This window comes from Modestobacter versicolor (assembly GCF_014195485.1).
In the GTDB taxonomy this organism is placed as follows: Bacteria; Actinomycetota; Actinomycetes; order Mycobacteriales; family Geodermatophilaceae; genus Modestobacter; species Modestobacter versicolor.
In genome coordinates this window covers 441,198-453,508 of the sequence record NZ_JACIBU010000002.1, presented here as the reverse complement: position 1 = coordinate 453,508, position 12,311 = coordinate 441,198, and the positions used below count along the sequence as shown (strand labels likewise).

Annotated in this window: 14 protein-coding genes; 8 read left to right on the top strand and 6 right to left on the bottom strand. The window is 75.6% G+C overall.

Annotation, left to right across the window (positions count from 1 at the left end):
- Positions 1 to 69: 69 nt before the first annotated feature.
- The 7 genes from FHX36_RS22155 (at position 70) to FHX36_RS22125 (ending at position 4,973) form a co-directional block, all read left to right on the top strand.
- The gene (locus FHX36_RS22155; RefSeq protein WP_110551633.1) at positions 70 to 693 is read left to right on the top strand and encodes a DUF6758 family protein; all 624 of its coding nucleotides are present in this window, start codon (positions 70 to 72) and stop codon (positions 691 to 693) included.
- A gap of 153 nt (positions 694 to 846) precedes the next feature.
- Entirely contained in the window at positions 847 to 1,002 is a 156-nt protein-coding gene (locus FHX36_RS22150) for a hypothetical protein (protein WP_014742606.1), read from the top strand.
- An 8-nt stretch (positions 1,003 to 1,010) separates the two neighbouring features.
- Positions 1,011 to 1,676, top strand: a complete 666-nt coding sequence (locus FHX36_RS22145) for a PH domain-containing protein (protein ID WP_110551632.1) — start codon at positions 1,011 to 1,013, stop codon at positions 1,674 to 1,676.
- Between the two features lie 52 nt (positions 1,677 to 1,728).
- Positions 1,729 to 2,586 (top strand): PHP domain-containing protein, encoded by an 858-nt coding sequence (locus FHX36_RS22140; protein ID WP_110551631.1) that lies wholly within the window; start codon positions 1,729 to 1,731, stop codon positions 2,584 to 2,586.
- Between the two features lie 80 nt (positions 2,587 to 2,666).
- The gene (locus FHX36_RS22135; RefSeq protein WP_258372647.1) at positions 2,667 to 3,518 is read left to right on the top strand and encodes a RecB family exonuclease; all 852 of its coding nucleotides are present in this window, start codon (positions 2,667 to 2,669) and stop codon (positions 3,516 to 3,518) included.
- Positions 3,519 to 3,568: 50 nt separating this feature from the next.
- Positions 3,569 to 4,006, top strand: coding sequence for a MerR family transcriptional regulator (locus FHX36_RS22130; RefSeq protein ID WP_110551630.1), 438 nt, complete (start codon positions 3,569 to 3,571; stop codon positions 4,004 to 4,006).
- Positions 3,993 to 4,973: an aldo/keto reductase gene (locus FHX36_RS22125; RefSeq protein ID WP_110551629.1), complete on the top strand. Its 981-nt coding sequence runs from the start codon at positions 3,993 to 3,995 to the stop codon at positions 4,971 to 4,973. The genes FHX36_RS22130 and FHX36_RS22125 overlap by 14 nt, the downstream gene beginning before the upstream one ends.
- Before the next feature lie 4 nt (positions 4,974 to 4,977).
- On the opposite strand, the gene FHX36_RS22120 is transcribed toward FHX36_RS22125, so the two are convergent.
- Entirely contained in the window at positions 4,978 to 5,382 is a 405-nt protein-coding gene (locus FHX36_RS22120) for a VOC family protein (protein WP_110551628.1), read from the bottom strand.
- Positions 5,383 to 5,553: 171 nt separating this feature from the next.
- Positions 5,554 to 6,180: a LysE/ArgO family amino acid transporter gene (locus tag FHX36_RS22115; RefSeq protein WP_110551627.1), complete on the bottom strand. Its 627-nt coding sequence runs from the start codon at positions 6,178 to 6,180 to the stop codon at positions 5,554 to 5,556.
- A 78-nt stretch (positions 6,181 to 6,258) separates the two neighbouring features.
- Here FHX36_RS22115 and FHX36_RS22110 point away from each other — a divergent pair, with 78 nt between their 5' ends.
- Positions 6,259 to 7,134 carry a LysR family transcriptional regulator ArgP gene (locus tag FHX36_RS22110; protein ID WP_110551638.1) on the top strand — a complete coding sequence of 292 codons (876 nt, stop codon included), beginning with the start codon at positions 6,259 to 6,261 and terminating at the stop codon, positions 7,132 to 7,134.
- A 60-nt stretch (positions 7,135 to 7,194) separates the two neighbouring features.
- Here the strand turns inward: FHX36_RS22110 and FHX36_RS22105 are convergent, their stop codons facing one another.
- The 4 genes from FHX36_RS22105 to FHX36_RS22090 all read right to left on the bottom strand — a co-directional run bounded on the left by FHX36_RS22105 (position 7,195) and on the right by FHX36_RS22090 (position 11,849).
- Complete coding sequence (locus tag FHX36_RS22105; RefSeq protein WP_110551626.1) at positions 7,195 to 8,070, bottom strand: oxygenase MpaB family protein; 876 nt, start codon at positions 8,068 to 8,070, stop codon at positions 7,195 to 7,197.
- Positions 8,067 to 8,999, bottom strand: a complete 933-nt coding sequence (locus tag FHX36_RS22100) for an alpha/beta fold hydrolase (RefSeq protein WP_110551625.1) — start codon at positions 8,997 to 8,999, stop codon at positions 8,067 to 8,069. The genes FHX36_RS22105 and FHX36_RS22100 overlap by 4 nt, the downstream gene beginning before the upstream one ends.
- A 46-nt stretch (positions 9,000 to 9,045) precedes the next feature.
- Positions 9,046 to 10,155: an outer membrane protein assembly factor BamB family protein gene (locus FHX36_RS22095; protein WP_343056706.1), complete on the bottom strand. Its 1,110-nt coding sequence runs from the start codon at positions 10,153 to 10,155 to the stop codon at positions 9,046 to 9,048.
- Positions 10,156 to 10,280: 125 nt separating this feature from the next.
- Positions 10,281 to 11,849 (bottom strand): DEAD/DEAH box helicase, encoded by a 1,569-nt coding sequence (locus FHX36_RS22090; RefSeq protein WP_258372646.1) that lies wholly within the window; start codon positions 11,847 to 11,849, stop codon positions 10,281 to 10,283.
- Between the last annotated feature and the right edge of the window lie 462 nt (positions 11,850 to 12,311).

The following is a 12,311-nucleotide window of genomic DNA, read 5'->3' as shown; positions in this document are numbered from 1 at the left end:
CACCGCGCGCGCGACCCGCACCTCCCGGAAGCTTGACGAACCCCTCCCAGAAATGGACGGTGTGCGGCCATGAGCGTCTCCCCGGTGTGCCCTCGTTGCGGCGAGACGCTGGTGGTGAAGCGAGGGTCCACCGCCGAGGGGTGGTGCCACACACACGCGCTGGTCACGCCGCTGCACCACACGGCCGTCGTGGCCCACGACGAGATCCGGGCCATCTGCGCCGACGCCCAGGTGCCGGCCTGGGTGCCCGACCCGATGCCCGGCGACTGGGCGGTGACCGGGCTGGCCTGGGGCGGCGAGCCGGGCGCGCGGGCGATCGTCGTCGCCTGCGCCGGGCCGGCCCCGCTGGGCGGCGCCGCCGAGCTGGTGCTGGTCGCCGAGGAACCCGGCACCGGGCTCGGCTGCGGTTACGCCGGGCTGCCCGGCGTCGACCCCGGCGAGCTGGTGTCCGGCCCGTCCACCGCGGAGATCCAGGCCGCCGGCCAGCGCGCGCCGCTGTGGCTGGTGCCCACCGGCGACGACCGGGCCGCCTACGTGGGGGAGGCCCACGGCGTCTGGCTGTGGCTGGTCACCTGGCCGGCGTCGGCAGCGTGGCTGCTCGCCGAGGACCTGGAGCTCATCGACCTGCGCGACCGGGTCTACCCCGACCTGCCGCTGGGGCCGCCGACCGAGCGGTTGCTGCCCGGCCGCTGACCGGTCTCGATCCACCGGCCGCCCGGCGTGGCGGCTGGTGCTGCGCCTGGGGCAGCTGTTACGCATGTGCCTGCGGTCCTCCCCGGCCGTGGTGGCGCATGCGCCGTCAGCCCCGCGGTGTGCCCCACGCACCTGAGGAGAGGAGCGCGACCTGTGCTGAAGAAGGTGCTCACCTGGTTGGCCGTCGCGTTCGTGGTCTTCTACGTGATCCAGCGTCCCGACGACGCCGCCGGCATCGTCCGCAGCGCCGGTGCGGCCCTGGGTGACGCGGCGCAGTCGCTGTCCACCTTCGTGGGCTCGCTCGTCTGACCCCGGTCGTGTCCGGCCCCCGCGCCCGGCCGCCCCGCTGGGGCAAGGACGCCGAGAAGTACCTGCTGGCCGACGAGCCGCCGGTCATCGCCACCCGCCGGCACCCCGCCGTCCTGGCGCGGCCGGCCCTGCGCGGTGTGCCGGTGCTGGTCGTCGGCGTCTTCCTGCTGCAGCTCGACCCGGGCAACCGGGTCAGCACCACCCTGGGCCTGGTGGTGGCCCTCGGCGCACTGGGCTACCTCGGGCTGCACGTCGGCGAGTGGTGGGTGCGGCACTTCCTGGTCACCCGACGCCGGGTGCTGCTCACCTCCGGGGTGATCATCCGCACCGTGGCGGTCATGCCGCTGCGCCGGATCACCGACCTGACCTGGAAGGAGACCTTCTGGGGGCAGCTGCTCGGCTACGGCACCTTCCGGTTCGAGTCGGCCGGCCAGCAGCAGGGCCTGGACGAGATCACCTACGTCCCGCACGCCGACACCCTCTACAAGACGTTGAGCCAGCTGATGTTCGGCACGGACTTCTCGACCAACCGGGTCGGGGACGACGACGACGGCACCGGCTCGCCGGACGGGCCGGCCGACCGCGCCGACGCGCCCGCGCCGCCCTCCCCGCCGCTGACCTCCGGACGGCGGCACGACACCGCGCCGATCCCGCGCACCCGCCCGCCGGGCTGACCGCCGCCGACCGGCGTCCGGGCCGGGATCCCGGTGCGGCAGGCTGACCCCCGTGCGCATCGACCTGCACACCCACTCCTCGGTCTCCGACGGGACCGACAGCCCTGCCGCCCTCGTCGCCACCGCGGCCGCGGCCGGGCTGGACGTCGTCGCGCTGACCGACCACGACACCACCGCCGGCTGGGCCGCCGCCGAGGCCGCCCGCCCGCCCGGGCTGACCCTGGTGCCCGGCCTGGAGCTCTCCTGCCGGTACTTCCCGGCCGACGAGCCGCCGATCAGCGTCCACCTGCTCGCCTACCTCTTCGACCCGCTGCACCCGGCCTTCGTGGCGGAGCGGGTGCGGCTGCGGGAGGAGCGGCTGTCCCGCGGCGAGCGGATCGTCACCGCGCTGGCCGCCGACGGCTACCCCGTCGAGTGGGCGCAGATCGTCGCCCGCAGCGAGGGGGGCGTGGTCGGCCGGCCGCACATCGCCCGGGCGCTGGTCGAGGCCGGCGTCGTCGAGTCGGTCGACGCGGCGTTCGCCTCCGTGCTGCACCACCGCAGCCCGTACTACGCCGCCAAGGCCGACACCGACGTGCTCGACGGCATCCGGCTGGTCCGCGCCGCCGGCGGGGTGCCGGTGTTCGCCCACGGCCTGGCCACCTCCCGCGGCCGGGTCGTCGGGGACGACGCCATCGCCGAGATGACCGCCGCCGGGCTGCTCGGCCTGGAGGTCGAGCACCCCGACCACACCCCCGACCAGCGGGCCTACCTGCGCGCGCTGGCCGCCGGGCTGGGGCTGATCCGCACCGGCTCCAGCGACTACCACGGCACCAACAAGCGCACCCCGATCGCGGCCTGCACCACCGAGCCCGACCAGTTCGAGGCACTGCTCGCCGCCGGCACCGGCGTCCCGGTCATCGCCGACTGAGCACCTACTGCTCCTCACGGCTCAGCACCTACTGCTGCTCACGGCTGAGACCGTCACCACCCCGGGCTACCGTGACGGGCGTGGGCGACCAGCTGGAGATGCCGGGCATGCCCCGGCGGCTGTTCTCCGCCACCCCCAGCAAGCTGGCCACCTTCGCCGACTGCCCGCGCCGCTACCGGTTCGCCTACCTGACCCGGCCCACGCCGCCCAAGGGCCCGCCGTGGGCGCACAACACCGTCGGCTCCGCGGTGCACGCCGCGCTGCGGTCGTGGTGGGAGCTGTCCCGGGAGAAGCGGACCCCGGCCGCCGCCCGCCAGCTGCTCTACGGCGTCTGGTCGCGCACCGGGTTCCGCGACGACGACCAGGCCGACCGCTGGCGCAGCCGGGCGGCGAGCTGGCTCACCGACTACGTCACCGACCTCGATCCCGACGACGAGCCGGTCGGTACCGAGCGCACCGTCGGGGCGACCACCGGGCGGCTGGCGCTGTCCGGGCGCATCGACCGGATCGACCAGCGCGGCGACGAGCTGGTCGTCGTCGACTACAAGACCGGGCGGGTCCCCAGCACCGAGGACGAGGCGCGCGGGTCACCGGCGCTGGCCATCTACGTGCTCGGCGTGCGGCGGACCCTGCGGAGGGCGTGCAGCCGGGTCGAGCTGCACCACCTGCCCTCGGGCACGGTGGCCTCCTTCGAGCACACCGAGCGGTCGCTGGCCAACCACGTGCGCCGCGCCGAGGACATCGCCGCCGACATCGAGACGGCGACCGCCGCGCTGGACGCCGGTGCCGACGTCGACGAGGCGTTCCCGCCGGTCACCGGGCAGCAGTGCAGCTGGTGCGACTTCCGGCCCAGCTGCCCCGCCGGGCAGGCCGCCGTCCCGGCGCGCGAGACGTGGAGCTTCCTGGCCGAGGAGACCGCGCCGGCCGGGTGACCGGGCACACCGCTGGACGGCTTGACCTGGAGCGCGCTACAGATCGCAGCATGGATCTCGTGACCCCGCTGCTGCTGCCCGACGTCGACGTCGACGTCCCCGCCGAGGGGCTGTCCATCGGCCAGGCCGCCGAGGCGACCGGCATCAGCACCGAGGCGCTGCGCTACTACGAGCGCGAGGGCCTGCTGCTCGACCCCACCCCGCGCACCGCCGGCGGGCGGCGCCGCTACCGCGCGCGCGACCTGGCCTGGCTCGCCGGCCTGGTGATGCTCCGGGAGACCGGCATGCCGATCGCCGACATCCGGGTGATCGCCGAGCTCAGCCGCCGACCCGGCACCGAGGCAGAGCGGCTGGTCGAGCTGGAGCGGCACCGGGAGCGGGTGCTCGAGCAGCTGGCCCGCACCCAGCGGCACCTCGCCGCCATCGAGGACAAGATCGCCGCCTACCGCGAGGTGGCGGCAGGGGAGGACCGGCATGAGGACCACTGACCTGGGCGACGGGCTGACCGTCTCCGCCATCGGCCTGGGGGCCATGGGCATGAGCGCCTTCTACGGCGCCAGCGACGAGGCGGAGTCCGTCGCCACCCTGCGGCACGCCGTCGACCTCGGCGTCACCTTCATCGACACCGCCGAGGCGTACGGGCCCTTCGCGAACGAGCAGCTGATCGCCCGGGCGCTCGGCGACCGGCGCGACCAGGTGACCCTGGCGACCAAGGCGTCGGCCGGCTTCGACGACGACGGCACCTCGCACGGCCGCGACGGCAGCCCGGCCTACGTGCGCCGGGCCGCCGACCGCTCGCTGCGCCACCTGGGCACCGACGTGATCGACCTCTACTACCTGCACCGCGTGGACCCGGCCGTGCCGATCGAGGAGACGGTCGGCGCCATGGCCGAGCTCGTCGCCGCCGGCAAGGTGCGGCACATCGGGCTGTCCGAGGTGTCGGCGGCCACCATCCGCCGGGCGCATGCCGTCCACCCGCTCGCCGCCGTCCAGTCGGAGCTGTCGCTGTTCTCCCGCGACGTGCTGCGCAACGGCGAGAAGGCGGTGCTGGACGAGCTCGGCATCGGCTTCGTCGCGTTCTCGCCGCTGGGTCGCGGGGTGCTGTCCAGCGGCGTCCGCAGCCTCGACGACCTCGCGCCCGACGACGCCCGCCGCGGCCTGCCCCGCTTCCAGCCCGAGGCGTTCGCCGCCAACCGCCGGCTGGTCGACCGGGTCGAGGCGCTCGCGGCGGAGAAGGGGGCCACCGTCGCCCAGGTCGCGCTGGCCTGGCTGGTCGGGCAGGGCGTCGTCCCGATCCCGGGCACCCGGCACCGGGCGCGGCTCGCGGAGAACGCCGGCGCGGTGGACGTCGAGCTGTCACCGGAGGACCTGCAGCGGCTGGCCGACGCCCTCCCGGACGACGAGATCGCCGGCAGCCGCGACGGTCTCCCGGTCCGCGAGGGCGCCGACCGCTGACGCCTCAGCTCGACCGCGACCCGGCCGGCACGTCGGTGTAGCGCCGGGTCAGCACCTCGAGCAGGTGGCCGTGGCCGCGGAAGTACAACCGCCGCCCGCTGCCGTCGGGGTTGACCGCGCCGACCTCACCGGGACGGCGACCGGGTGGGTCGGCGGTGTACGGCGTCCCGTCGGCGTCGAAGCGGGCCTGCACCCGGTCGAAGTGGTCGTCGTCGACGAGGAAGGCCAGGTGCACCGGTTCGGGGACCGGTGCGGGCGCGAAGTTCAGCACGATCGAGTCGTCGAGCTGGACGGAGCGGAAGAAGCCGTCGGTGTACGGCTCGCGCAGTTCGAGCAGGTCGACGAACCAGGCGACGGCCGCGTCCCGGTCGGCCACCGGGACGATCATGTGGTGCAGGGCGATGGGCACGGGTGACTCCAGGTCGGGGAGAGGGGAGGGGGCGGGGCTCTCTCCGAGGGGGTGGCCCGCGCGGCCACCCGGGGGTCACCGGTGCGCCGGGTACCCGTTCCGTGCACGGCGCGTGGCCGACCCGGCAGTCATGGCGGGGAGTTTGGCGGGCAGGGCGGCGGGTGGCAAGGGTCAGCCGCCGTGCAGGCCGCGCACGGCGAGGGACGCCGCCAGCGAGACCATCACGACGGCGATGACGGCGTCGAGCACCCGCCAGGCGGTCGGCCGGGCGAACACCGGCCGGAGCAGCCGCGCCCCGAAGCCGAGCCCGGTGAACCAGAGGACGCTGCCCAGCGTCGCGCCGGCGGCGAACCACCACCGCTGGTCGTCGTAGGTGCTGGCCAGCGAGCCGAGCAGCACCACGGTGTCCAGGTAGACGTGCGGGTTCAGCCAGGTCAGGGCCAGGCAGGTGGTGATGGTGACCGCCAGGCCGGCCCGGGCGCCGCCGGACTCGGGCAGCAGCGCGGCGGGGCGGAAGACGCGACGGGCCGCCATCAGGCCGTAGACCAGCAGGAACGCCGCGCCCGCGAAGCAGACGACCTGCACCACCTCGGGCGCCCGGGTCACCACCGCCCCGGCCCCGCCCACCCCGGCGACGATGAGCACCGCGTCGGACAGCGCGCACACGAGCACCACGGCGACCACGTGCTCCATCCGCAGCCCCTGCCGCAGCACGAAGGCGTTTTGCGCGCCGATGGCGACGATCAGGGAGAGGCCGAGGCCGAGGCCGGCGGCAGCGGCGAGCAGGGCGGGGTCCACGAGGTCGACGCTAGGAGCGGAGGGGCCGTCACTCCAGCTGTCTTTCCTGACGCGCCTGAAGCAGCTCTAATGGTGTGCGTGGACCTCGACCTGGCCCAGCTGCGTGCGTTCGACGCGACCGTCACCGCCGGCACCCTCGACGGGGCGGCTCGGGCGCTGCACGTGACGCCCAGCGCGATCAGCCAGCGGCTCAAGGCCCTGGAGGCCGCGACCGGTCGCGTCCTGCTGGTGCGCAGCAAGCCGGTGCAGGTCACCGGGTCCGGGCAGTCGGTGCTGCGGCTGGCCCGGCAGGTGGCGCTGCTGGCCGCCGACGCGACCCGCGAGCTCAGCCCCGAGGACGGCGACCGCCCGGTGACCCTGCCGATCGCGCTCAACGCCGACTCGATGGCCACCTGGGTGCTGCCCGCACTGGCGCCGCTGGCCGGTGAGCTCGCCTTCGACCTGCACCGGGAGGACCAGGAGCACACCGCCGCGCTGCTCCGGGAGGGCCGGGTCATGGCGGCGGTGACCGCGGCCGCCGACCCGGTGCCCGGCTGCTCGGTGACCCGGCTCGGCGGCATGCGCTACCGGCCGATGGCCACGGCGGCGTTCGCCGCCCGCTGGCTCCCCGACGGCGTCCAGCCCGCAGCGCTGGCCCGGGCGCCGGTCGTCGTCTTCGACCGCCGGGACGACCTGCAGCACGGCTACCTGCGCTCGCGCGGCGTCGACCCGGCGGCCCCGCCGCTGCACCACGTGCCGGCCTCGGCCGACTACATCACCGCCGTGCGGCTGGGGTTCGGCTGGGGGATGGTGCCCCGCCAGCAGGAACCGCCGGGTGAGCTGGTCGAGCTCGACGACGGCGGCGCGGTGGACGTCGTGCTGCACTGGCAGCAGTGGCGGCTGCGCTCGCCGTCGCTGGACCGGGTGGCCGACGCGGTGCTCGCCGCCGCCCGCCGGGAGCTGGACCAGCACTGACCCCCGGCCCCGTCCAGAGGCTCGTCCCGAGCCCGCGAGGGATGAGGAGGACGGGGTCCTTCAGCAGGCGCTGATCGGCTCCGCCGCGGCCACCCGCACCCGCGCTGCCCGGACGATCGGTGACTCCCTCACCCGCACCGGCACCGCGAGCGCCGTCTGCCGGAACGCCCGCAGGCCGGCCGTCGCCGCCGCGTCGGTGAGCCCGAAGCCGGGCAGCCCGTACAGCTGCCGGGCCCATCTCGGCAGGGTCGCCGCGCCCAGCGAGGCGAGCGTGCTCCAGGCCGGCCGGGCCGGGGTGAGCAGCTGCACCCAGCCCGGCATCGGCGGCAGCAGGATGAACCGGGACGCCGCGCGGGCCGCCGGGGTGACCGCCAGCCGGGCCCGGACGCCGTCGAAGTAGGCCTCGAGCTCGGCGACCGTCCGCGGCACGTCGTCCTCCTCCGCGCCGATCAGCACGGCCGCGGTGACCTGCTCCTCGACGTAGCGGTCGGCGTCGGCGTCGGTGAGCGGCACGCCGGCCCGCCGGGCTGTGGACAGCAGCGAGTCGACCTCGCAGTTGTGCACCCACAGCAGCAGGTCGGCGTCGTCCACGTTGTACCGGCGGCCGGTGGTCCCCTCGACGGCGGACTTGTCGCGGTGCAGGCCGCGCACCCGGCGCACCACGCGCAGCGCGTCGCGGCGGGTGCCGTAGGTGAGCGTCGCGACGTACTCGGCGGTGCGGGTCAGCCGGGCCCACGGGTCGGTGGTGAACCCGGTGGAGAACTGGTGGACGCCGTCCATCGCGATCGGGTGCAGCGCCTGCAGCAGCAGCGCCCGGATGCCGCCGACGGAGAAGGCCGGGTCGCTGTGCACCCGCCAGGTGACGCTGCCCGGGCCGAAGAAGCCGAGCAGGTCCTCCTCCGCGGTGAAGTCCTTGATCGAGGGGGTGGGCCTCATCGGGCGGCCTCCGTCTGGTCGTCGTCCGCGGCGGCCGCCGCCACCGGGTCGGACCAGAACGACAGCAGCACCTGCAGCGTGCGTTCCGGGTTCTCGATCGCGGGGGAGTGCACCGCGTGCACGATCACCTCGTGCCGGGCGCCCAGCCGCTGCGCCATGTCCGCCTGCGCGGCCGGGCTCCAGGCGTCGTCGGCGATGCCGTGCGCGACCAGCACCGGGACGCCGCTGGCGGCGAGCTCGGCGACCCGGTCGGGCTCGCCGAGCATCGCGTCGGCCATGCCGCGCAGGCCCGCAGCGCTGTTGGCCAGGAAGCGCCGGCGGAGGAACTCCTGGGTCGGCGCGGGCACCGCCTGGGCGCGCGGGTCGGTCATCGCGAGCTGCTCGAGGGTGTCGTTGACCAGCTGCACCCCGCCGGCGTCCAGCAGGGGCGAGAGGTGCTCGAGCAGCTCGGCGCGGGGCCCGGTCAGCGCGGCCGGGCCGCTGCCCAGCAGGGTGAGGGTGTCGAACAGCCCGGGCTCGGCCAGCACGGCGGCCCGGCTCACGATGCCGCCGAAGCTGTGCCCGAGCAGGTGCAGCGGGCCGGGGGACTGCTCCCGGAGCTGCCGGCCGACCGCCAGGACGTCGGCGGCCAGCTCGGCGACGGAGTACGGCGCGGGGTCCTCAGGGCCGGGGGACTCGAACTGGCCGCGCTGGTCGATCGCGACCGCGCGGAGCCCGGCGTCGGCGATCGGGGTCAGCAGCGGCGCGAAGTCCTCCTTGCTGCCGGTGTAGCCGGCGACCAGCAGCACCGTCCCGCTCTCGACCTCGCCGGTGTCCAGGGCGGCCAGCGGGCCGGTGCGGCCGGGGAAGGCGACCCGGGCGGCGTCGTGGGCCGCGAGCTGGCGGAGGTCGTCGGGGGCGGTGTGCTCGGAGCCACCAGGCAGGACCATGCCCCGAGTGTGCCCTGCCGTTCGGTCGTGTGCCGCTGATCGCCCCCTAGCGGTGGCCGGAGACCTCGTCGGCGGTCGCGTAGACGACGACCGGACCCAGCACCGACACCCGGCCACCCGGGGGCACGGCGTCCTCGGCGACCGACCGGCCCAGCTCGCTCCCGTCGGCCATCGAGCGCACGACGAAGGCGCCCTCCTCGGGCACGGTGACCGCGAGGGCGCCGGTGGCGCTGGCCTTGTCGGTGCCCACCGAGGGCAGCCCCAGCGCGGGCAGCGACCAGCGGGGCAGGCCGGTGGTCTGGTCGAGGGCGTAGACGGTGCCGCGGGCCCAGAGCAGCGCGGCGTCCCCGATGCCGGCCTGCTGCAGCGGCTCCGTGCGCACGTCCTGCCCCGGGTCCAGCGCCGGCAGGGCGAGCTCGGTGAGCAGCCCGCCGTCGGTGGGGGAGAGCACCTGCACCCGGTCGCCGACCACGACGTCCACCAGCCGGTCGACCCCGGCGAGCCGGGCGGTGGCGCCGGCGGTGTCGACGTCGCGGGTCCAGACCGGCTCGCCGCTGAAGCCGTCGAGCAGCGTCACCTGCAGCGCCACCGAGTCGGTGCAGCGCTGCAGCACGACGACGCCGGAGCTGCCGACGTCGGAGTCGACCAGCCGGCACCCGCCGGGGGGCGCGTACCGCCAGCGGGTGTTGTTGCCCGTCGGGTCGATCGTGACGACGCCGGTGGGGCTGCGGGCCAGCAGGATGCGGTCGGTGCTGGCCAGGTCGACGTCGGTGCGGAACCGGACGTTGCGGTACCAGGCCCGCACGCCGGTGGCGGCGGTGAGGGCGACCATCTCGTTGCACCGGCTGGTGGTGCGGAAGACCGCGATGACGACGCCGTTGACGGCGGTGGCGTCGCAGAGCGTGGCGTTGTCCCGGCGGTAGTGCCAGGCCTCCTCGCCGCTGGCGGCGTCGACCATGGCCAGCCCGCGCCGGTCGGTGACCAGCACCCGGCCGCTCTCCACCACCCGCCGCGGAGCGGGGCCGGTGGCCGCCGCCCAGGCCTCCGCGACCTCGGCGGCCGGCGACTCGTCCGGGACGGTGGCGGCGGTCGTGGTCGTGCTGGAGGTCGCCGCGGCGTCGGAGGTGCGCCACAGCAGCACGGCGACGGCGGCCACCACGAGGGTGGCCGCCGTCCAGACCCAGACCCGCAGCGGCGGGCGCCCCGTGACGTGCTGGAACGGCCAGCCTCCAGGGGCCCGCCCCGAGCGGAGCGAGGGGTGGGGTGGAGGCTGGTCCTCCATCAGGCGGCGGACTCGGAGCCGCCGCCACCGCCGTTGCCGTCGCGCCCGCCCCGGCGACGCCGGCGCCGCGGCCGGCTGCTGCCGTCACCGGTCGGCTCGCCGGAGCCGGCCATGGCCGGGGCCTCGGACGACTCCGGGGCGCCGCCGTCGGTCGCCGCGGCGGCACCGGCAGCCGCCGCACCGCTGCCGCGGGTGCGCTGGCGCGGCCGGCTCTTGCGCGGGCCGGGAGCGGTCTCGTCCTCGCTGCGCGCGCCGTCCCGGCCGCCGCGACCGCTGTCGCGACCCGGGCCGGAGTGGTCACCGCCGCCGGACCGGCCGCCGCCGGTGCGCTGCCGCTTGCCGGTCTCGCCGAGGTCCTCGAGGGTCTCGGCGCCCAGGCCCTCGCGGGTCCGCTGGGACCGCGGCAGGCGGCCGGTGGCCGTCGTCGGCACGTCGAGGTCGGTGTAGACCCACGGCGAGGTCGAGTAGGTCTCCGGCGGGTCGGCGAACGGCAGGTCCAGCGCCTTGTTGATCAGCTGCCAGCGCGGGATGTCGTCCCAGTCGACCAGGGTGACCGCGACCCCGGTGCTGCCGGCCCGGCCGGTGCGGCCGATCCGGTGCACGTAGGTCTTCTCGTCCTCCGGGCACTGGTAGTTCACGACGTGGCTGACCCCGGTGACGTCGATGCCGCGGGCGGCGACGTCGGTGGCGACCAGCACGTCGACCTTGCCGGCGCGGAAGGCGCGCAGTGCCTGCTCGCGGGCGCCCTGGCCGAGGTCACCGTGCACGGCCGCGGCGGCGAAGCCGCGCTCGACCAGGTCGTCGGCGACCTTCTGCGCGGTGCGCTTGGTGCGGCAGAAGACCATGACCAGGCCGCGGTCGCGGGACTGCAGCACCCGGGACAGCAGCTCGGGCTTGTCCAGGTTGTGCGCCCGGTAGATGAACTGCGTGGTCTGCGGGACCGTCGAGCCCTCGTCGTTGCCGTGCGCCCGGATGTGCGTGGGCTGGGTCATGAACGACCGGGACAGCGTGACGATCGGGCCCGGCATCGTCGCGGAGAACAGCATCGTCTGCCGCTTGTCCGGGACCATCGCCAGGACCCGCTCGATGTCGGGGAGGAAGCCCAGGTCGAGCATCTCGTCGGCCTCGTCCAGGACGAGGACCCGCACCTTGCCCAGGATCAGGTCGCCCCGCTGCGCGAGGTCCAGGAGCCGGCCGGGGGTGCCGACGACGATCTCCACGCCGGCCTGCAGCGCGGCCACCTGCGGCTCGAAGGCGCGGCCACCGTAGATGGCCTGCACCCGGATCCCGCGCTTGGCGCCGGCGGCGGCGAGGTCGCGCGAGACCTGCACGCACAGCTCGCGGGTGGGGACGACGACCAGCGCCTGGGGGACGCCGTCGCCGCCCTCGGCCGGGGGCTGCACGCGCTGCAGCATCGGGATGCCGAAGCCCAGCGTCTTGCCGGTGCCGGTGCGGGCCTGGCCGATGAGGTCGTTGCCGGCCAGGGCGAGCGGGAGCGTGAGCTCCTGGATGGCGAACGTGCGGGTGATCCCGACCTCGGCCAGCGCGGCCACGATGTCGGGGTGCACGTCGAAGTCGCTGAACAGCGGGCTGTCGGGGGCGACGGGTGCGCCGCCGAGCTCCTCGACCTGCTGCTCGAGCTCCTCGGGAGCGGGGGCGCCGGTCTCGGCGTGCTCGAGCTCGGGAGCGGCGGGGGTGTTCTCGGTGGGCGTGTTCTCGGTGGAGGTCAGTGCTCTCGCCTCGGTCTGGTGGGGGACCGGGCCGCGTCGTCGGTGCTCGGGCCGCGTGGCCCGGGCGTTCCCCGTCGACGGTCTGCCGGTCCCGGGGTCGGTTCCGGGATGTTCGGTCCAAGCGCCGACGCGGCCAGCAGACCGGGCGTCGAGTGCAGACTGCCCGGGAGACGGCCCTCAGGAGGACGGTCTCGAGGAGGAGATCCAGCGGTCATCAGCGCACAGGGGATTGCCTTGCTGTGAACGGACCTCGCGGCCCGCCGATTCCATCCTAGCCTGACCTGGCCGTTAGCCTCGCCC

Excerpts from the sequence above, each read along its gene's own strand:
- FHX36_RS22155 (WP_110551633.1), top strand. The coding sequence starts at position 70 with ATGAGCGTCTCCCCGGTGTGCCCTCGTTGCGGCGAGACGCTGGTGGTG.
- FHX36_RS22130 (WP_110551630.1), top strand. The coding sequence starts at position 3,569 with ATGGATCTCGTGACCCCGCTGCTGCTGCCCGACGTCGACGTCGACGTC.
- FHX36_RS22125 (WP_110551629.1), top strand. The coding sequence starts at position 3,993 with ATGAGGACCACTGACCTGGGCGACGGGCTGACCGTCTCCGCCATCGGC.
- FHX36_RS22105 (WP_110551626.1), bottom strand. The coding sequence starts at position 8,070 with ATGAGGCCCACCCCCTCGATCAAGGACTTCACCGCGGAGGAGGACCTG.
- FHX36_RS22100 (WP_110551625.1), bottom strand. The coding sequence starts at position 8,999 with ATGGTCCTGCCTGGTGGCTCCGAGCACACCGCCCCCGACGACCTCCGC.